The sequence below is a fragment of the Pseudomonas sp. TWRC1-2 genome, from assembly GCF_049896685.1.
Taxonomy (GTDB): domain Bacteria; phylum Pseudomonadota; class Gammaproteobacteria; order Pseudomonadales; family Pseudomonadaceae; genus Aquipseudomonas.
In genome coordinates this window covers 119,841-136,033 of sequence record NZ_JAFCUU010000008.1, presented here as the reverse complement: position 1 = coordinate 136,033, position 16,193 = coordinate 119,841, and the positions used below count along the sequence as shown (strand labels likewise).

Below are 16,193 nucleotides of genomic sequence, written 5' to 3'. Positions count from 1 at the left end.
AACAGTCGGCATCTGTATTGACTGACCCACCGCATTCGCGGGCAAGCCCGCTCCCACATTTCGACCCTGTTTCTTCAGCCAGATTGTGCAAGCCCAATAACAATAAAAAAGAAGGTCGCCTCCATGGCCGAACCCTTGGCTCACGACACCCTCATCCAGGATTCCTGGCGCCGCTGCCGCGCGTTTGGCCTGGACCACCAGAGCACGCCCAGCTTTGACCAACTGCCCGCCGAGGGCATCAGCCAATTACTGGAAAGCCAGCATTCACTGGTGCAGACCACCCACCAGGAAGTGCTGCCCTATTACGAAAACATCCTGAGCAATTCCAACTGCCTGATCATGCTGGCCGATAACCAGGGCCAGGTCCTGACCTCGTGGGGCACCCAGCGCTTTATCGAGCCGAAACTGGCGCGCGGTTTCAGCGCCGGCGCCAGCTGGAGGGAGCGCAGCAGCGGCACCAATGCGATCGGCACCGCGTTGGCCTGTGCCCAGGCGGTGCATATCGAGCACGACGAACATTTCCTCAAGGCCAACCGCTTCATGACCGGCTCGGCGGCGCCGATCTTTGATGCCCAGCGCGAAATCATCGCGGTGCTGGATGTGTCCAGCGACAGCTATCTACCGCCCTCCCATACCCTGGGCATGGTCAAGATGATGAGCCAGACCGTAGAAAACCGGCTGATCCTCAACCTGTTTCGCGGCGAGCATTTCCAGCTGACCTTTAACACCGGCCTGAACAACCTCGACAGCCAGTGGGCCGGGCTGCTGATTTTTGATGAGAGCGGTCAAGTGCTGTCGGCCAACCGCCGTGCGGACAACTTGCTGGGCATCAGTTTGTCGCGGGTGCTGATCGACAGTTTGTTCAAGGTCTCGTTGCTGGAGTTGCTGAACCAGCCGGAAGGCTTGCCGTTCTCGCTGCAGGCGGCGGGACGCAATCGGTTTCAGTGTTTATTGAAACGGCCGAAGAAGATGCCGATACAGGCGCGAGTCTTCAGTGAGCCCAAGCCGGGCAAGCCTGCCGAGCTGAAGCCGACCTCGATCAGCCTCAACACCCTGCACTTTGGCGACGCGCGTGTGGAAAAAGCCGTGCGCCAGGCCGAGCGTCTGCTGGAAAAAGACATTCCGCTGCTGATCCACGGCGAGACCGGCGTCGGCAAAGAGGTGTTCGTCAAAGCCCTGCACCAGGCCAGCTCGCGCAGCGCGCAGGCGTTTATCGCGGTGAACTGTGCGGCGATTCCGGCGGAGCTGGTCGAGTCTGAGCTGTTTGGCTATGAAAAAGGCGCCTTCACCGGCGCCAATCAGAAAGGCAGCATCGGCCTGATTCGCAAGGCGGACAAAGGCACGTTGTTTCTGGATGAGATCGGCGATATGCCGCTGCCGACCCAGGCCCGTTTGCTGCGGGTGTTGCAGGAGCGCTGCGTGCAGCCGGTGGGCAGCAGCGAGCTGTTCCCGGTGGACTTGCGTATCATCTCCGCCACCAACCGCGCGTTGCGCGAATGGGTGCAGGCCGGGCGCTTTCGCGAGGATTTGTACTACCGCATCGGCGGCCTGACCCTGGAGCTGCCGCCGTTGCGTGAGCGTACCGACAAGCAGGCGCTGTTCCAGCAGTTGTGGCAGCAGCACCGCGAGCCAACTCAATGGGCCGGGCTGAGTGCCGAGGTGCTGGCGTTGTTCGAGCAACACCCGTGGCCGGGCAATTTGCGCCAGGTCAGCAGCGTGTTGCAGGTAGCACTGGCCATGGCCGAGGAGCAGCCGGTGCGCCCCGAGCACCTGCCGGATGATTTTTTTGTGGATTTGAACGTGCCAGCGCCGTTGCCTGCCAACCAGGGTGTGGAAGATGGCATCGACCTCACGCAACGCTTGAAGGCCGCTGGCGGCAATATTTCCCACCTGGCGCGGGAGTTGGGCGTCAGCCGCAACACGTTGTACAAGCGCCTGCGCCAGCATGAACCTTGACTTAACGCGGCTTGACCACCACCAGCAAGTCCGTGAAGTACTCCACCTTGATCGGCAGGTTATCGGCCAGTGTCGCGAGCGCCGCCGCGGTGTCGTCGAGCTTGAACACACCGGACACCCGCAGGTTTTGCAGGGCCTGTGGGTCAAACCGCACCAGGCCATGGCGGTAGCTGGCGAGGGTTTGCAGCACATCGCTCAAGGGCTGGTCATTGACCTTGAGCAGGCCACGCGTCCAGGCGTCCGGGTCGGTGTTGCCAATCGCCTGCGGCGACTGGGCGCGGCCATGGTCAAGCACCGCGCGCTGGCCGGCTGCGACCTTGACGCCTTCTGCGCCCTCGCCTTTGACCGCCACGCTGGACTCGATCACCGTGACCACGGTGGTGCCGTCCGCGGCGCGCTTGACCAGGTAGCGGGTGCCCAAGGCGGTGGCCGTGCCTTGATCGGTGCGCACCACGAACGGCCGTTGCGCATCCTTGGCCACCTCGACCCATAGCTCGCCCTGCAGCAACTGGATCACGCGTTGGTGGCCGTCGAATTTCACGTCCACGGCCGAGTTGCTGTTGAGCTGCAAGCGGCTGCCGTCTTCGAGGGCGACCTGGCGACGTTCGCCGACACCGGTGCGCTGATCGGCCATCCACACTGGCGCGCGCTCCAGACCGACCCAGCCGCAGATCAATACGCCGAGTAAACCCAGCACCTGTGCGCCACGCGAGCGTCGTGGGGCGAAGGCACGGTTAAGGGCGATGCGCGCCGGGCGCGCGGGCACGGCGTCGAAATTGCCCCACAGCGCACGCATGCGGTCGATGGCGACGGCATGGCGCGGGTCGGCCTGGCACCAAGTGTTGAAGGCCTGGCGGTCGGCGTCGCTGACGTCTTCGTCGTGCAGGCGTGTCAGCCAGTTCGCCGCCTGCTGGATGATGTGTTCAGTGCTCACGACAGCGGGTCCGCCGCGTGCAGGCTGTGGTAGCAATGCACCAGCGCCGTGGAAATATAGTTTTTGACGGTACTGGGCGACACGTCCAGGCAGCACGCGATTTCGCTGTACGTCAGCCCGTCGAGGCGGCTTAACAGAAAGGCTTCGCGGGTCTTGGCGGGCAAGCCGGCGAGCATCTCGGCGATGCGCTCCAGGGCCTGCAACGCCACGTGGATTGCCGCCGGATCGGGCATGCCGGCGTCTTCGCACTCAATCACCAGGGCTTGCATGTAGGCCTTTTCGATGCGGCGGCGCCGCGCGCCGTCAATCAGCAAACGCCCGGCGGTGGTGGCCAGAAAAGCCCGCGGTTCCTTGATGTTGTGGGGGGCGGCCAGCATCAGGACGCGGATGAATGCGTCGTGGGCCAGGTCGGCGGCGTGCTGCGAACAGCCGAGTTTTTTGCGCAGCCAGCCGTGCAACCAGCCGTGGTGCTCGCGGTACATTGCCGTGAGGGTCTGCTGACGGGCGCCATCGCCCGGCGCGGCCGGAATGTCATGCATGCGCAAAAACTTCTCAAATGGGAAATATTACCAATTGCGCGAACAATGCCAGCAAAACGGTATGAGGGCAAGGGGGGCTCAGGTCTGCTGCTTTTCGGGCTTTACAGGCTGGCAGTTGTGGCGAATGGGCTTCCTGTGGTGGGCAGGCTTCCTGTGGCGAGCGGGCTTGCCCCGCGTTGGGGCGCGCAGCGGCCCCAGTAGGCCCACCGCGTTTTGGCAGGTAGAACGCGGTCGCTGGTTTTGGGGCTGCTGCGCAGCCCAACGCGGGGCAAGCCCGCTCGCCACAGGAAGCCCGCGCTTCACAGTGAGCCCCCTCGTCATACAAGTGTTGCTTAACGCCAACTCCACGACACGCCGGTAAAAATACCTCGCCCGTCTGCCGGTGTGGACCGTGCCACATCCAGGCCCTTGTCGTCATAGCCCGGCGTGACCGTATTGGCGTAGCGCCGGTTGGTGAGGTTGCGCACATCGACCCAGGCTTGCCAGTCCTGCTGGGGCGCGTCGTAGCCGAAGGTGGCGCCGAGGGTGGTGTAGGCCGCCGCGTAGTAGGAATTGGCGTAGTCCACCGCCACGCGCGAGGAATGCTCGGTGTTGAGGCTGGTGTAGAACCCCGTCGGGTGGCTGTAGCGCAGTTGCGCCTGGTAGTAATGCTTGGGGATGCCCGGCAGGGTGTTGTCGCCGAAGCGGTCGTCGTCGCGGTAGTGGAAGTCGCTGAACGTGTAGGCCTGGCGCAAGGCCAGTTGGCCATTGCCGCCGCCGTCCCACAGCGGGCTGAGCAGGCTCAGTTCCACACCCTGGTGCACGGTGGGGCTGGCGTTGGCTTCGGCGACGATCGCGTTGGTGGTGGCGGTTTGCGCCTGCGTTTCGACGGTAAGCAGTTCGTGACGCACTTCTGAGCGGTACAGCGCCAGGTCCCACTGGCCAAACCACTGTTCGCCACGGCCGCCGACTTCCACAGTGGTAGCGGTCTGATTGCGCAGGCTCACGCCTTCACGCTGCAAGCCGGTGGCCGGGCCGCTGCCGGTGGGAAAGTATTTATTGGAACCCCAGATCATCGACCACGCGTGCGGTGGCTCGACCGAGCGACTCAGGTTGCCATACACCTGCAATTGCGCGTTGAAGTCATAGCGCAGGCCGATACGCGGGGCGTAATCCCAGTCGTGCTGGCTCAACGGCGCCTGACCTTCGGGATAAGTGACTTGGGTTTCGCGGCGGGTGTAGATCGCGGCCAGGCCGGTGGTCAGCCACAGGTCCGGTATCAGCTCCAAGTCGTTGCCGACATGCAGCACGGTGTCAGTGCCGAGATAGCTGTAGTCGCGGGTCTTGGTGCCGGGCGCGTAAATAGCCGTGTTACCGGCAGGCGTGCGCACGTATTCCGAGGCACCGTTATTCGGCATCGCCTGGGTGCTGCGCAGCCCAATCGTGGTCTTGCTGTCGTGGCCGAACACCAGGTCCTGGCGGATGTAATTGAGCGTGCCACTGACGTCGGTGTAGGCGACTTTCAGGCGATTGGTGCCCTCGCGCAAGTCCATCGGATAGTCGTGATAGGCCAGCCCGACTTCAACGCGGGAATTGTCATCCAACTGCAAGGTGGTCTTGTTGGCGATCCAGGTCGAACCGGGCTGCAAACGCTTGGAATCGCGGGCGGCGTTGAGGCTGTTGGCGGCCGTTGGATCGTGGCTGATCTGCTCACGCGTCAGCTTGCCGGGGGTGTCATTGGTGGTTTCGCGGTAGCGAAAATAGAAGCGCGTTTCCAGGTCCGGATTGAAACGGTAGCCAAAGTTGGCGGCGATGCCCTTGCCGGTACCGGCGCTCTGGTGCTGGTAACCATCGGATTCGGAGTCGGTAAGGCTGATGTAATAGTCGGCATCGCCCAGCACCTGGCCGGAGCTGATCTCGCGCTGGGCATAACCGCGACTGCCTGCTTCATAACGCACCTGCAGTTTGGGTGCGTCGTAACCCGTGCGGGTGACGTAATTCACCGACCCACCCAAAGCCAGCGCGCCCTGGTCAAAGCCATTGGCGCCGCGCAGCACTTCGACGCGGCTTTGCCACAGTGGGTCCTTGAGTTCGTAGGGTGTGCCGCCTGGGCCGGTCAGCGGCAAACCGTCGAACATTTCATACAGGCCGGAGGCGTGCGAACCGGGGCTGCGGTTCAAGCCCGAACCGCGTATCGAAAGCTTCACGCCTTCATTGTTGGCCGCCTTGGCGTACACCCCGGCCTGGTACTTGAACACGTCTTCATTGGTGCTGACCCGGCCCTGCTGCACGCTGCTCATGTCGATGTAGTTGGTGCCACCGGGCACGCTGTTGAGTTGCGCCTGGGCCACTTCGCCTGCGCTGACCTCGCTGCTGGTGACCTCGATCGGTGCCAGTTGCAGGTCTTCGGCCTGCACCAGTGAACTGAGGGTCAAGGCGGCAAAAAGGAGCGGAGGTTGGCGCAACAGCATGAGCAGATCCTTGGAATTTGGGGGCGCGACAGGCCTGGGCCGAGCACGCGAACAGGGGTGGGAAGCCACGCAGGCTTAGCGAGTCACGCCTTATTAACGGACCAGACCCTTCCCACAACAGCTTCGGACGGCCTGTGTTGGTTAAGTCCAAAATCGAATTAACACATGCAAACTCAGTATTTAAGGAAATACGGCCGAGCTGATGTGGGCGATGTACACGGCACGCGCCGGGCTTGCCGTGTTGACCGCCCAGGCGGCGCCCTCCATTGATACGCGCCAGGCGTAAGACCGATGAATTTTCTGCAGGCACTTGCCGAGTCAACCGAACCGCTTCCAAAACCTGGCACCGATGACGACGACACCAGCCTGTGTGTCGCGCAGCGCCTGCGCACCAAACGCCACCTGTCGCTGGACGGCCTGGCACGCGCCTGCGGCGTCCGGGCAATGCTGGCGCAGATCGAATCGGGCCGCAGCGTGCCGTCGATCAAGGTGCTGTGCAAAATTGCCAAGGGGTTGAAGGTGTCAGTGGCGGCCTTTCTAGAAGACCGCGCCTTTGAAGGCGTCGAAGTGTTGCCGGCGCAGCAGAGCAAACGCCTGGTGAGCGCCGATGGTGCGTTTGTCAGCCGCGCGTAGTTCCCCTACGACACGGCCCTCCACCGGCGATTCGATCCTGTTCTACACCGACCAGCCCCACCGCTACCGCAACTCGGCGGACAGCGAGGCGGTGGCGTTTTTGGCCTCTTGCATAGGCAGATAAACGCCGCTGTAGATATGCGATTAGGCTCTTGAGACCAATCGTAAGGAAATAAACGATCTAACCCGCTTCAAATAAACCCCGCACCGGTCTCATCGGCCGTCGACGCCAGCGAGCGCAGCAAATCATCCGCCTCCGTGCCCTGCGCAAATCTGAACCCAAGCATTTCGTCACACGCCAGAACATTCGCGAGCGCGTCACGCAACTGCGCCTCTGTCGGCGCGTCGCGCAGCAGTTTGTGGGCGGGCAATAGCACGTCAGCGGGGACGCCTTGAGCACTTGCCACGTCGATCACGGCAAACAGGATAAATCGCAGGCGGACTTCGCGATCAGTAGGCCAAACCGTTTTGCGCTTTCCCAAGGTAGGCACTCATCGTTAAGAAAAGTCCGAGGCTATTGCCGACCGTGGGTATGTTTCAAGCAAAGGGGGGCAAGATAGGCCGTTTCCCACATATGAAAGGGAAATGCCGCACCGCATGATCGGTCCCCGCATCACTGCACGGGCAAAAAATTCATCAGCAGCAAGCTCTGCGCGTAATTGAGTGCAACGCGCCGGTAACGCTCGTCAAGCATTTGGGCAAGCAGGTCGAGGCGCGCAACCACTTTGCCGAACTCAACGGCGAAACTGAGGTTGCTGCCCTCCTCCGAGATTTCATTGGAGAACAGCAGCAACACGCCATTGGCGTCCTGACGCTGGCTGAGCAGCCAGGTGGCTTTCTCGATATTGCGCGCGGCATTGCTGACAAATTGCGGGTTGATCGAGTCGGTGACATAAAACTGCGTGCGCCCACCGTGTGCAGTCACCAGCATGCTGCCGATGGCATAGATAAACGCCCCGACCCGGTCGCCGCGAAACTCCGGGCTCAGCGAATAGCTCAATGCCACCAGGTCACGACGGTCCCCCAGGGCAGGCAGCGGTTGCCGGTTCTCGATGGCACGGCGAATTTCCCGCGCGGCACTCACGGCATCGGTATAACCCGATTGGCGCCACTGGTTAGGGTTGCGCAGGTAGAGCTTGTTCATCAGCACGTAGAGGCTTTGCAGGTTGTCGCGCATGCTCAGGGTTGCCATGCGGTCGACGCTGGTCTGAAAAAACTCATCGGGCTTGCCATCGCGCAACTGCCTGGCGATATCGCGGCCCTGTTGCTGGCTGCAGCCGGTGGCACAGAGCATAAACACCGCTGCGATCAGCAGCGGCCAGCGGGTGATAAAAGCAATTGACGTTCGATCCATCGGCACCGGGTCTGGCTGCTGTCCACGCGCAGAATGAGCGCGGTCGTGACAGGGATAGATCAGAAGAATGAAAAAAAGTGCGGCGCACCGGCCTGGATCAGCAAAGGCCTACAGGCTAAAAGCACGCGCAGTGGTGCAATCCTGTCGAATTCTTGCCTGATCCTCCGAGTTGTCGATGACTGGATCGATAGCTGTTGCGCCGTGGTCTAGAGTGCAACGATGGGCAACTTATAAAAAAAGCCACACCAACCGATGATCAGCAGGTGAACCATGCAATTACGTATCAACCAGAAATCCTACGAGGTCGATGCCGACGCCGATACGCCGCTGCTCTGGGTGATCCGTGATGACCTGGGGCTGACCGGCACCAAATACGGCTGCGGCCTGGCCCAGTGCGGCGCCTGCTCGGTGCTGGTGGACGGCAACGTGGTGCGCTCGTGCGTCACGCCAGTGGCGGGTGTGGTTGGCCGCGAGGTCACCACCATCGAGGCGATCGAAGCCGATGACGTGGGCAAGCGCGTGGTCGCGGCCTGGGTCGAGCATCAGGTGGCGCAATGCGGTTACTGCCAGTCCGGGCAAGTGATGGCCGCCACTGCGCTGCTCAAGCACACCCCGGCGCCCAGCGATGCGCAGATCGAGGCGGCGATGATCAACCTGTGCCGCTGCGGCACCTACAACGCCATTCGCACAGCGGTGCATGACCTGGCCGTTCAGCCCGCCCGGCAGGAGAGCGCCTGATGAACACGCGCAACGCCGTCCTCGACACGCCATTGGGCGAACCGATCAACCTGTCCCGGCGCCGCTTCCTGGCCAGCACCGCCGTGGGCGCGCTGGTCATTGGCTTCGGCCTGCCGCTGGGCACGCCCAGGGCCTACGCCGCCACGCCCGACGCGGCAGAACGCGGCACCCAGGTGCCGGCATTTTTAGAGATTCGCCCTGATGGCACCGTGCGTTTGCTCAGCCCCTTCATGGAAGGCGGCCAGGGCACTCACACCGCCATGGCGCAGATTGTCGGTGAAGAGCTGGACGCCGACCCCGCCACCTTCATCGTCGAGGCCGCGCCGCCCGGCGATGCGTATGTGGTGATGGAAAACGGTATGCGCATCACCGGAGGCAGCATGTCGGTGCGCATGAGTTACCCGACCATGCGCCGCCTCGGCGCCCTGGCCCGCGCGATGCTGCTGCAGGCCGGCGCCGAGCAGCTTGGTGTGCCGGTCGCGCAACTGACCACAACACCCGGCCGCGTGGTGCATGCCGCCTCCGGCCGCTCGCTGGGCTACGGTGAGCTGGCCGGGCGCGCCCTGGACATGCCGGTGCCCGACCCGGCCACCATCACCCTGCGCGACCCGAGCCAGTTCCGCTGGATCGGCAAGCCGGTCAAACGCCTGGATGCCTACGACAAATCCACCGGCAAGGCGCAATACAGCATCGACTTGAAAGTTGACGGCATGCTCCACGCCGCCGTCCAGCACGCGCCGCGCCTGGGCATGACCGTGGGCAGCCTGCGTAACCAGGCGCAGGTCGAAGCCATGAAGGGCGTGCACTCGGTGCATCAACTGCCCGGCGCCGTGGCCGTGGTGGCCGAGCGCTGGTGGCACGCCAAGCGCGCGGTGGAGGCGATCCAGGTGGAATGGCTGGAAGCCGCTGCAGATTCGACCGTACGCGCGATGCCGGCGGATTTTTCCAGCGACAAGTACCGCGACTTCCTCGCCGCCCAGCAAGGCCCGGCGCGTGACGATGAAAACGAAGGCGATGTGGCCGGCGCGCTGGCCAACGCCAAAACCAAAGTCGAAGCCACCTACCATAACCAGTACGTCAACCACGCCCAGTTGGAGCCGCCGTCGGCCTTGGCACGCTTCAACCCCGACGGCACGCTGGAGGTGTGGCTGCCGAACCAGGCGCCGGATATGTTCCGCGCCGATATCGCCAAACGCACCGGCCTCGACCCGGCGAAGATCACCCTGCACTCACCGCTGCTGGGCGGTTTTTTCGGCCGGCACTTTTTGTATGACTCGGCCAACCCTTACCCGCAAGCTATCGCGCTGGCCAAGGCAGTCGGTCGCCCGGTCAAGCTGATCTGGAGCCGTGAAGAGGAGTTTCTGCGCGATGTGCTGCGCCCGGTCGCCGTGGTCAAGTTCCGCGCCGCGCTGGACGCGCAAGGGTTGCCGGTAGCCATTGAAGCGGTGAGTGCCACCGAAGGCCCCAGCGAAGCCATCGCCGGTAAACAGGGCGACAAAATCGACCCCACGGCCCTCGAAGGGCTGTCGGGCAAAAGCTACGCGATCCCCAACAAACGCATCGCGCAGATCTACGTCAAAGGCCCGACCATGCTCGGCTACTGGCGCTCGGTGGGCAATTCGCTGAATGACTTCTTCTATGAAGCCTTCCTCGATGAGCTGGCCGACAAAGGCGGCCAAGACCCCTACGAGCTGCGCCTGCATTTGCTGCGCGATAACCCGCGGCTGACTACGCTGCTGAAGGCGGTGGGCGAGTTGTCCGGTGGCTGGAAGCGTGGCCCCTACACCGCCGAAGACGGCAGCCGCCGTGCACGCGGCGTGGCCATGGCCTCACCGTTCGGCTCCCACGCTGCGGTGGTCGCCGAAGTGTCGATCGAAAACGGCCAGGTCAAGGTGCACCACATCTGGGAAGCCATCGACCCGGGCAGCATCGTCAACCCGGCGATTGTTGAAGCGCAAGTGAATGGCGCGGTGGCCCTGGGCTTGTCGCAAACCTTGCTGGAGGAAGCGGTGTACGTGGACGGCAAACCACGGGCGCGCAACTATGACCTGTACCCGATCCTGCCTATGTCGCGCATGGCGCAGGTGCACGTCAAGATCGTCGAGAGTGGTGAAAAAATGGGTGGCATCGGCGAACCGCCGTTACCTGCAGTGGCGCCGGCCGTGGCCAATGCAGTCGCGCACCTGACCGGCCAGCGCATTCGTAGCCTGCCTTTGAGCCGATACACTTTCGCCTGACCGACAAGGAACGCGCATGAACAACCAACGATTGGCTAGAACCGCAGGCTGGCTGGTGCTGGCCGGCGCGGTCGCCGCAGGCGTACTGGCCTGGTACGTGACCCGCGAGCCCGCCTCGCCTTTTGATCAACAACCTGCCGCCAAAGCCGACCCGGCATTGGTCAGCCGCGGCGAGTACGTCGCCCGCGTCAGTGACTGCGTGGCCTGCCACAGTTTGCCGGGCAAGGCGCCGTTCGCTGGCGGCCTGGAGATGGCCACGCCGTTGGGGGCAATTCACGCCACCAACATCACGCCTGACAAAAATGTCGGCATTGGCACCTACAGCCTCGCCGACTTCGACCGCGCCGTACGCCATGGCGTGGCACCCGGTGGGCGACGGCTCTACCCGGCCATGCCGTATCCCTCTTATGTGAAGCTCAACGACGACGACATGCGTGCGCTGTACGCGTTTTTCATGCAAGGCGTGGAGCCGGCCAATCAGCCCAACATCGAAAGCGGCATTCCCTGGCCGCTGAACATGCGCTGGCCCATCGCCCTGTGGAACGGCGTGTTCGCACCCAACGCCACCTACGCGGCCAAACCCGCCCAGGACGCGCTGTGGAACCGCGGCGCCTACATCGTCCAGGGCCCGGGGCACTGCGGCAGTTGCCACACGCCGCGCGGCCTGGCCTTTAACGAGAAGGCGCTGGACGAGTCCGGCGCGCCCTACCTGGCCGGCGGCCTGCTCGATGGCTGGTATGCACCGAGCCTGCGCCAGGACCACAACACCGGGCTGGGCCGCTGGAGTGAGGACGAGATCGTGCGGTTCCTCAAGACCGGGCGTAACCAGCACGCGGTGGTGTATGGCTCGATGACCGAAGCGTTCAACAACTCGACGCAGTTCATGAGCGATGAGGATTTGAACGCCATCGCCCGCTACCTCAAGTCCTTGCCTGGCGACCCGCAGCGGGACGGTTCGCCGTGGCAGTATCAGGCGGTCAACGCGGTTGCGGACGTACCGGGTGCCCATACCTACGCGACCCGCTGCGCTTCCTGCCACGGCCTGGACGGCAAGGGCCAGCCGGAGTGGATGCCACCGCTGGCGGGCGCCACCTCAGCATTGGCCAAGGAAAACGCGTCGGCGATCAACATCACGCTTAATGGCTCACAACGGATCGTGACCGCCGGTGTGCCGGATGCTTACCGGATGCCAGCGTTCAGGGAGCAGTTGTCGGATGAGGAAATTGCGCAGGTGCTGACTTACGTGCGGGGTACGTGGGGCAACAATGGCGGCGCAGTCGATGCCGCGGCGGTGAACACGCTGCGCGGGCATACGGACCCGGCGAGCAGCAGCCCGATTATTTTGCATATGCGCTGAGAGAGGGCTCCCACGCTCCCGCGTGGGAATGCAGCCCGGGGCGCGGTGTGCCCCCGGGCCTACCAACCGTACAAAAGGGTCCAGAGGACACCGCTGGCAGCCACTATCATCCCAAAATAATACGGCCACAACGCCCAGCGTTTGAGGGACAAAGGAACGGCCGCCAGTTCAGCCTCGGTTACTTCCCCTCTGTTGATATGAAATTTAGGCATCCCCAACAGTTCAGTGATCAGGAGCATGCGATGAAACCTGTCGATGTGCTTATTTCTGCCCCAAAAGCGTTTGTTGTCGCAGATCACCTTGTTCTCGCTGAAGTAGCTTTCCAGGGCCTCGAGCTTTGTGTACTCAGCGTATAGAGTGAGCCCCGAGAACACGAACACACCTGCACACATAAAAATTGCAAGGATGAGTTGAAAATCCATGCTTAAGCGCCCTCTGGTTGAAAGATCAAATCACCGTCGATCTCTTCGATCTTCCCGCCCAGAAACGCACCGCCAGTGCCGAATACGTTGCCGATCACTGCGCAGGCCAGCGCACCGTTTTCTTTAGCCGCGACGCCAGTGTCAAGCACCCGTGAGAATGCCGCCAGAAACGTGGTGCGTCCCGGGCTACCAGCCATACAAAATGGACCAAAGCATACAGCCGGCAATCCATACCATTCCAAAATGATACGGCCACAACGCCCAACGCTTGAGGGACAAGGGCACGGACGCCAGTTCAGCCTCGGTTACCTCCCCTCTTTTGATGTGAAATTTAGGCATTGCCAACAGGCCATTGATCACGAGCATGCGATGAAACCTGTCGATGTGTTTATTTCTGCCCCAAAAGCGTTTGTTGTCGCAGACCACCTTGTTCTCGCTGAAGTAGCTTTCCAGGGCTTCGAGCTTTGTGCACTCAGCATATAAAGTGAGTCCCGCGCCAACAAACGCCCCTGCAAATAAAAAGATTGCCAGGATGAGTTGAAAATCCATGCTTAAGCGCCCTCTGGTTGAAAGATCAAATCACCGTCGATCTCTCCGATCTTCCCGCCCAGAAACGCACCGCCAGTGCCGAATACGTTGCCGATCACTCCGCAGGCCAGCGCACCGTTTTCTTTAGCCGCGACGCCAGTGTCAAGCACCCGTGAGAATGCAGCCCGGACCGCCGTGCGTCCCGGGCTACCAGCCATACAAAATGGACCAAAGCATACAGCCGGCAAACCATACCATTCCAAAACGATACGGCCACAACGCCCAACGTTTGAGGGACAAGGGCACGGATGCCAGTTCAGCCTCGGTTACCTCCCCTCTTTTGATGTGAAATTTAGGCATTCCCAACAGGCCATTGATCACGAGCATGCGATGAAACCTGTCGATATGCTGATTTCTGCCCCAAAAGCGTTTGTTGTCGCAGATCACTTTGTTCTGGCTGAAGTAGCTTTCCAGGGCTTCGAGCTTTGTGCACTCAGCATATAAAGTGAGTCCCGCGCCAACAAACGCCCCTGCAAATAAAAAGATTGCCAGGATGAGTTGAAAATCCATGCTTAAGCGCCCTCTGGTTGAAAGATCAAATCACCGTCGATCTCTTCGATCTTCCCGCCCAGAAACGCACCGCCAGTGCCGAATACGTTTCCTCCCGCATACCCGCCCGCAGCGCCGCCGATCACTGCGCAGGCCAGCGCACCGTTACCTTTAGCCGCGATGCCCAAAAGAACCCTACAGCCGCTACGGGCTAATGTTGCACCCAGCTTCCCTGCGCCATAAGCCCCCGCCACCCCTCCCATCAATTTCCCCGTCTCCACATATTTCGCCCGCCGACACTGCGCCTCCCGCCCCGCCACACACGCCTCCTTGATTTCCAGCCCTGCCACGCCCACGTCCAGTGCCAATCCCACATACGCGCCCTTGCCCAACCATTTCGACGTTTGCGCAATATCCCGCATCCGCTGCGCATACCCGGCGATCTCGCCCTTTTGCAGATAGCTTTTGGTAGAAATCCCCAACACCTTCTTCAGCGCCTGATTGCCCTGCAATCCGGTGCCAAATCGCGCCGCACCTTGCAGCTGGGTGTCCAGCAGCCCGAACAACGCCTTACGCTGGCGAAGAAACGCCTCACGGTCCAAACCAGTGTTTTTCAGGCGCTGATGCAGCTGCTCAATCGCCTCCAGTGTCTGCGCCACTTCATCCAGATGCCGGGCCCACGCTGACGTCGCGCTGCCCACGCCCAACGAGCCGTACCCCAAAAAACTCTGTAGCAGGTCATAGTTATTGACCACTTGGGGTCCGGCGCCAGCGTCCAACTCACGACGAATTGCCTCGGCCCGGCGTACCAGCCAGGCCTCTTCCATCGAACAGGTCACGCTGTAGGGGTCGGGAACGATCACCAACTGCCCAGGCATCACCAGCCCAGGCCGCAGGTGCCTGTTCAGCACGTCGAAATGGTCGGAACGCTGCCGACTAGGGGCACTGCCCATCAACCGGGATTTCAAGCCGTTGTAGTCCGTGGTGCGGTCGTTGATATAGCCCTGCGCCATGCCTCACATCCCTGGATGCAATGAAGTTGGCGTCGGAATATAAGCAAGCGGATACGCCCCGCACACAAGCCTGGGTAGGCTGAGTGATATTTCAGAAGCCGCCTACGTCGCAGGGGAAAAGCACCTACAAAAAGCCATTCACCACCACCGTTGATGGGCGGGTTAGTGGCATTCAGTCATGGTTTTTGAAGGGCCAGCAGGGCGTGTCTCTTTAAATTGCAGGACGTTTCCTAGACAATTCCTGCCGCCTTGTGCCTCCTCGAATCGATGGCTAGTCTGCGGTCCGTCACTGCTTATCAGTGATCGGGTTTAGTCGCTCGGATTTAGGAGTAGGCGCATCGTCCCATAAAGTTTAATGGTGGCTGTGCGCAGGGCGCCCTCGGGCGCGCCGGATGCTCCTGACCGGTCGACTAACCTGCGTACAGCCGCCACCCTACGTTTAGTCGCGAAATGTGTCGGCTCCTTGATCACCCAGGAGCTGCAAAATGAAAAAAGTCGTCCCCGATCCACCCCGCAACGCCACTAAAGACCGCGCCGCCTTCAACCGCGCCATCGACCATTACCTGCCAGCCCAAGGCGTTCAAATCGAAGACCTGAGCTTCGAAGACGCCCTGCTCTACACCTCAAGCTTGCTCGACAGCGCTTCGGCCACGACACTTAACTGCAGTGAGCAACTGCCTAACCCCGAGCGGGCGAAAATTCTGGCGGTGTGGCATTTGCTGGAAATGGCCAAGACCACCGTAGACCGCTCCATCGAGTGCCTGAACCCCACCAAATAAGAAATAGAAGAAATAGGGAAGAAATAGGAAGAAATAGGGGTCAGACCACCATTCACATGTTTCAAAGAGCAATTTTTGATTACCTTTACAAAACCGTGGTCTGCCCCCTATTTCTCTGTTTCAAAGAGCAACTCTGATTACCTTTACAAAACCGTGGCCTGCCCCCTATTTCTCTTCTATTTCTCTTGCTCAGGACAGCTCCAGTAGTGCAGAAAGAAATAGGGGCCAGACCACCATTCACATGCTTCAAAGAGCAATGCTGATTGCCTTTACAGAACTGTGAACTGCCCCCGTTTCGCGTTTAACTCTCGTTTCACAAGTGTTGCTTGCAGCTGACAACTGAAAATTCCCGAGCAAGCACTTCAAACCCTGTGCCTCCATAGTCTTTCAGCCTATATTTAACTCCTTCAAGCTGATCTGCTGAGACGTCATCCACTTCAACTTCGCTCAAGTAAAAACTCCCACACACATCAGGAACTGCTAAACGACGAACCCCTGCAAACCCTAAAATAACTTCAAACGCCGACTGCTCAGACTCATAAAGCATCTCTAAGGTAACTCTGTAAGTATCAACTGCGTGCCCCATATTTTCTCGCTGCAAGCTGAGCCCCAGCACAAGATTTAGATTATAGAAATCAAAATCTGGAATAATGGAAAGCTTCTCAATGCCCTCAATGCTCATTTCAAGTGGCCGCATATTCCCT

At 61.0% G+C, this 16,193-nt stretch carries 17 protein-coding genes and 1 pseudogene; 7 read left to right on the top strand and 11 right to left on the bottom strand.

Translation table 11 applies throughout. The features are described from left to right. The first annotated feature begins 123 nt into the window (after positions 1 to 123). Complete coding sequence (locus ACP7B3_RS22410; RefSeq protein WP_426180854.1) at positions 124 to 1,956, top strand: sigma-54-dependent Fis family transcriptional regulator; 1,833 nt, start codon at positions 124 to 126, stop codon at positions 1,954 to 1,956. A gap of 1 nt (position 1,957) precedes the next feature. Here the strand turns inward: ACP7B3_RS22410 and ACP7B3_RS22405 are convergent, their stop codons facing one another. From ACP7B3_RS22405 to ACP7B3_RS22395, 3 genes are all read right to left on the bottom strand, one after another. Next, complete coding sequence (locus tag ACP7B3_RS22405; RefSeq protein WP_426180852.1) at positions 1,958 to 2,890, bottom strand: FecR family protein; 933 nt, start codon at positions 2,888 to 2,890, stop codon at positions 1,958 to 1,960. Beyond that, complete coding sequence (locus ACP7B3_RS22400) at positions 2,887 to 3,429, bottom strand: sigma-70 family RNA polymerase sigma factor (RefSeq protein WP_426180850.1); 543 nt, start codon at positions 3,427 to 3,429, stop codon at positions 2,887 to 2,889. The genes ACP7B3_RS22405 and ACP7B3_RS22400 overlap by 4 nt, the downstream gene beginning before the upstream one ends. A gap of 332 nt (positions 3,430 to 3,761) precedes the next feature. Continuing rightward, positions 3,762 to 5,879: a TonB-dependent receptor family protein gene (locus ACP7B3_RS22395; RefSeq protein ID WP_426180848.1), complete on the bottom strand. Its 2,118-nt coding sequence runs from the start codon at positions 5,877 to 5,879 to the stop codon at positions 3,762 to 3,764. A gap of 291 nt (positions 5,880 to 6,170) precedes the next feature. Between ACP7B3_RS22395 and ACP7B3_RS22390 the strand changes: the two are divergent. Then, positions 6,171 to 6,636: pseudogene (locus ACP7B3_RS22390) on the top strand (helix-turn-helix domain-containing protein). 67 nt (positions 6,637 to 6,703) lie between these two features. On the opposite strand, the gene ACP7B3_RS22385 reads toward ACP7B3_RS22390, so the two are convergent. Together ACP7B3_RS22385 and ACP7B3_RS22380 are read right to left on the bottom strand one after the other, a co-directional pair. Further along, positions 6,704 to 6,994: a hypothetical protein gene (locus tag ACP7B3_RS22385; RefSeq protein ID WP_426180846.1), complete on the bottom strand. Its 291-nt coding sequence runs from the start codon at positions 6,992 to 6,994 to the stop codon at positions 6,704 to 6,706. A gap of 131 nt (positions 6,995 to 7,125) precedes the next feature. After that, entirely contained in the window at positions 7,126 to 7,866 is a 741-nt protein-coding gene (locus tag ACP7B3_RS22380) for a hypothetical protein (RefSeq protein ID WP_262206160.1), read from the bottom strand. A gap of 270 nt (positions 7,867 to 8,136) precedes the next feature. Here ACP7B3_RS22380 and ACP7B3_RS22375 point away from each other — a divergent pair, with 270 nt between their 5' ends. From ACP7B3_RS22375 to ACP7B3_RS22365, 3 genes are read left to right on the top strand one after another with little or no spacing between them, the layout of a single operon-like run. Beyond that, complete coding sequence (locus ACP7B3_RS22375; protein WP_426180844.1) at positions 8,137 to 8,604, top strand: (2Fe-2S)-binding protein; 468 nt, start codon at positions 8,137 to 8,139, stop codon at positions 8,602 to 8,604. Next, positions 8,604 to 10,841, top strand: coding sequence for a molybdopterin cofactor-binding domain-containing protein (locus tag ACP7B3_RS22370; RefSeq protein ID WP_426180842.1), 2,238 nt, complete (start codon positions 8,604 to 8,606; stop codon positions 10,839 to 10,841). Before ACP7B3_RS22375 ends, ACP7B3_RS22370 begins: the two co-directional genes overlap by 1 nt. A 16-nt stretch (positions 10,842 to 10,857) precedes the next feature. Next, the gene (locus tag ACP7B3_RS22365) at positions 10,858 to 12,198 is read left to right on the top strand and encodes a c-type cytochrome (RefSeq protein WP_426180840.1); all 1,341 of its coding nucleotides are present in this window, start codon (positions 10,858 to 10,860) and stop codon (positions 12,196 to 12,198) included. Between the two features lie 59 nt (positions 12,199 to 12,257). Here the strand turns inward: ACP7B3_RS22365 and ACP7B3_RS22360 are convergent, their stop codons facing one another. The 3 genes from ACP7B3_RS22360 to ACP7B3_RS22350 are packed head-to-tail and all read right to left on the bottom strand — an operon-like array spanning position 12,258 to position 13,169. Next, positions 12,258 to 12,620 (bottom strand): hypothetical protein, encoded by a 363-nt coding sequence (locus tag ACP7B3_RS22360; RefSeq protein WP_242200109.1) that lies wholly within the window; start codon positions 12,618 to 12,620, stop codon positions 12,258 to 12,260. A gap of 2 nt (positions 12,621 to 12,622) precedes the next feature. Beyond that, positions 12,623 to 12,817, bottom strand: a complete 195-nt coding sequence (locus ACP7B3_RS22355; RefSeq protein WP_124417036.1) for a hypothetical protein — start codon at positions 12,815 to 12,817, stop codon at positions 12,623 to 12,625. Continuing rightward, complete coding sequence (locus ACP7B3_RS22350) at positions 12,807 to 13,169, bottom strand: hypothetical protein (RefSeq protein ID WP_169366369.1); 363 nt, start codon at positions 13,167 to 13,169, stop codon at positions 12,807 to 12,809. Before ACP7B3_RS22350 ends, ACP7B3_RS22355 begins: the two co-directional genes overlap by 11 nt. 17 nt (positions 13,170 to 13,186) lie before the next feature. Between ACP7B3_RS22350 and ACP7B3_RS22345 the strand changes: the two genes are divergently transcribed. After that, positions 13,187 to 13,324, top strand: coding sequence for a hypothetical protein (locus tag ACP7B3_RS22345; protein WP_426180838.1), 138 nt, complete (start codon positions 13,187 to 13,189; stop codon positions 13,322 to 13,324). Between the two features lie 31 nt (positions 13,325 to 13,355). Here the strand turns inward: ACP7B3_RS22345 and ACP7B3_RS22340 are convergent, their stop codons facing one another. Both ACP7B3_RS22340 and ACP7B3_RS22335 read right to left on the bottom strand, forming a co-directional pair. Continuing rightward, a complete protein-coding gene (locus tag ACP7B3_RS22340) occupies positions 13,356 to 13,718 on the bottom strand; it encodes a hypothetical protein (protein WP_369302670.1) in 363 nt (120 codons plus the stop codon). Positions 13,719 to 13,720: 2 nt separating this feature from the next. Beyond that, positions 13,721 to 14,710, bottom strand: coding sequence for a hypothetical protein (locus ACP7B3_RS22335; protein ID WP_426180836.1), 990 nt, complete (start codon positions 14,708 to 14,710; stop codon positions 13,721 to 13,723). A 485-nt stretch (positions 14,711 to 15,195) separates the two neighbouring features. Here ACP7B3_RS22335 and ACP7B3_RS22330 point away from each other — a divergent pair, with 485 nt between their 5' ends. Continuing rightward, positions 15,196 to 15,489, top strand: coding sequence for a DUF6124 family protein (locus tag ACP7B3_RS22330; RefSeq protein WP_426180834.1), 294 nt, complete (start codon positions 15,196 to 15,198; stop codon positions 15,487 to 15,489). 313 nt (positions 15,490 to 15,802) lie between these two features. Here the strand turns inward: ACP7B3_RS22330 and ACP7B3_RS22325 are convergent, their stop codons facing one another. Next, positions 15,803 to 16,186, bottom strand: coding sequence for a hypothetical protein (locus ACP7B3_RS22325; RefSeq protein ID WP_426180832.1), 384 nt, complete (start codon positions 16,184 to 16,186; stop codon positions 15,803 to 15,805). Positions 16,187 to 16,193 lie beyond the last annotated feature (7 nt).

Excerpts from the sequence above, each read along its gene's own strand:
- ACP7B3_RS22330 (WP_426180834.1), top strand. The coding sequence starts at position 15,196 with ATGAAAAAAGTCGTCCCCGATCCACCCCGCAACGCCACTAAAGACCGC.
- ACP7B3_RS22325 (WP_426180832.1), bottom strand. The coding sequence starts at position 16,186 with ATGCGGCCACTTGAAATGAGCATTGAGGGCATTGAGAAGCTTTCCATT.
- ACP7B3_RS22360 (WP_242200109.1), bottom strand. The coding sequence starts at position 12,620 with ATGGATTTTCAACTCATCCTTGCAATTTTTATGTGTGCAGGTGTGTTC.
- ACP7B3_RS22350 (WP_169366369.1), bottom strand. The coding sequence starts at position 13,169 with ATGGATTTTCAACTCATCCTGGCAATCTTTTTATTTGCAGGGGCGTTT.
- ACP7B3_RS22395 (WP_426180848.1), bottom strand. The coding sequence starts at position 5,879 with ATGCTGTTGCGCCAACCTCCGCTCCTTTTTGCCGCCTTGACCCTCAGT.
- ACP7B3_RS22365 (WP_426180840.1), top strand. The coding sequence starts at position 10,858 with ATGAACAACCAACGATTGGCTAGAACCGCAGGCTGGCTGGTGCTGGCC.
- ACP7B3_RS22335 (WP_426180836.1), bottom strand. The coding sequence starts at position 14,710 with ATGGCGCAGGGCTATATCAACGACCGCACCACGGACTACAACGGCTTG.
- ACP7B3_RS22375 (WP_426180844.1), top strand. The coding sequence starts at position 8,137 with ATGCAATTACGTATCAACCAGAAATCCTACGAGGTCGATGCCGACGCC.
- ACP7B3_RS22400 (WP_426180850.1), bottom strand. The coding sequence starts at position 3,429 with ATGCATGACATTCCGGCCGCGCCGGGCGATGGCGCCCGTCAGCAGACC.
- ACP7B3_RS22410 (WP_426180854.1), top strand. The coding sequence starts at position 124 with ATGGCCGAACCCTTGGCTCACGACACCCTCATCCAGGATTCCTGGCGC.
- ACP7B3_RS22355 (WP_124417036.1), bottom strand. The coding sequence starts at position 12,817 with ATGGCTGGTAGCCCGGGACGCACCACGTTTCTGGCGGCATTCTCACGG.
- ACP7B3_RS22370 (WP_426180842.1), top strand. The coding sequence starts at position 8,604 with ATGAACACGCGCAACGCCGTCCTCGACACGCCATTGGGCGAACCGATC.
- ACP7B3_RS22380 (WP_262206160.1), bottom strand. The coding sequence starts at position 7,866 with ATGGATCGAACGTCAATTGCTTTTATCACCCGCTGGCCGCTGCTGATC.
- ACP7B3_RS22340 (WP_369302670.1), bottom strand. The coding sequence starts at position 13,718 with ATGGATTTTCAACTCATCCTGGCAATCTTTTTATTTGCAGGGGCGTTT.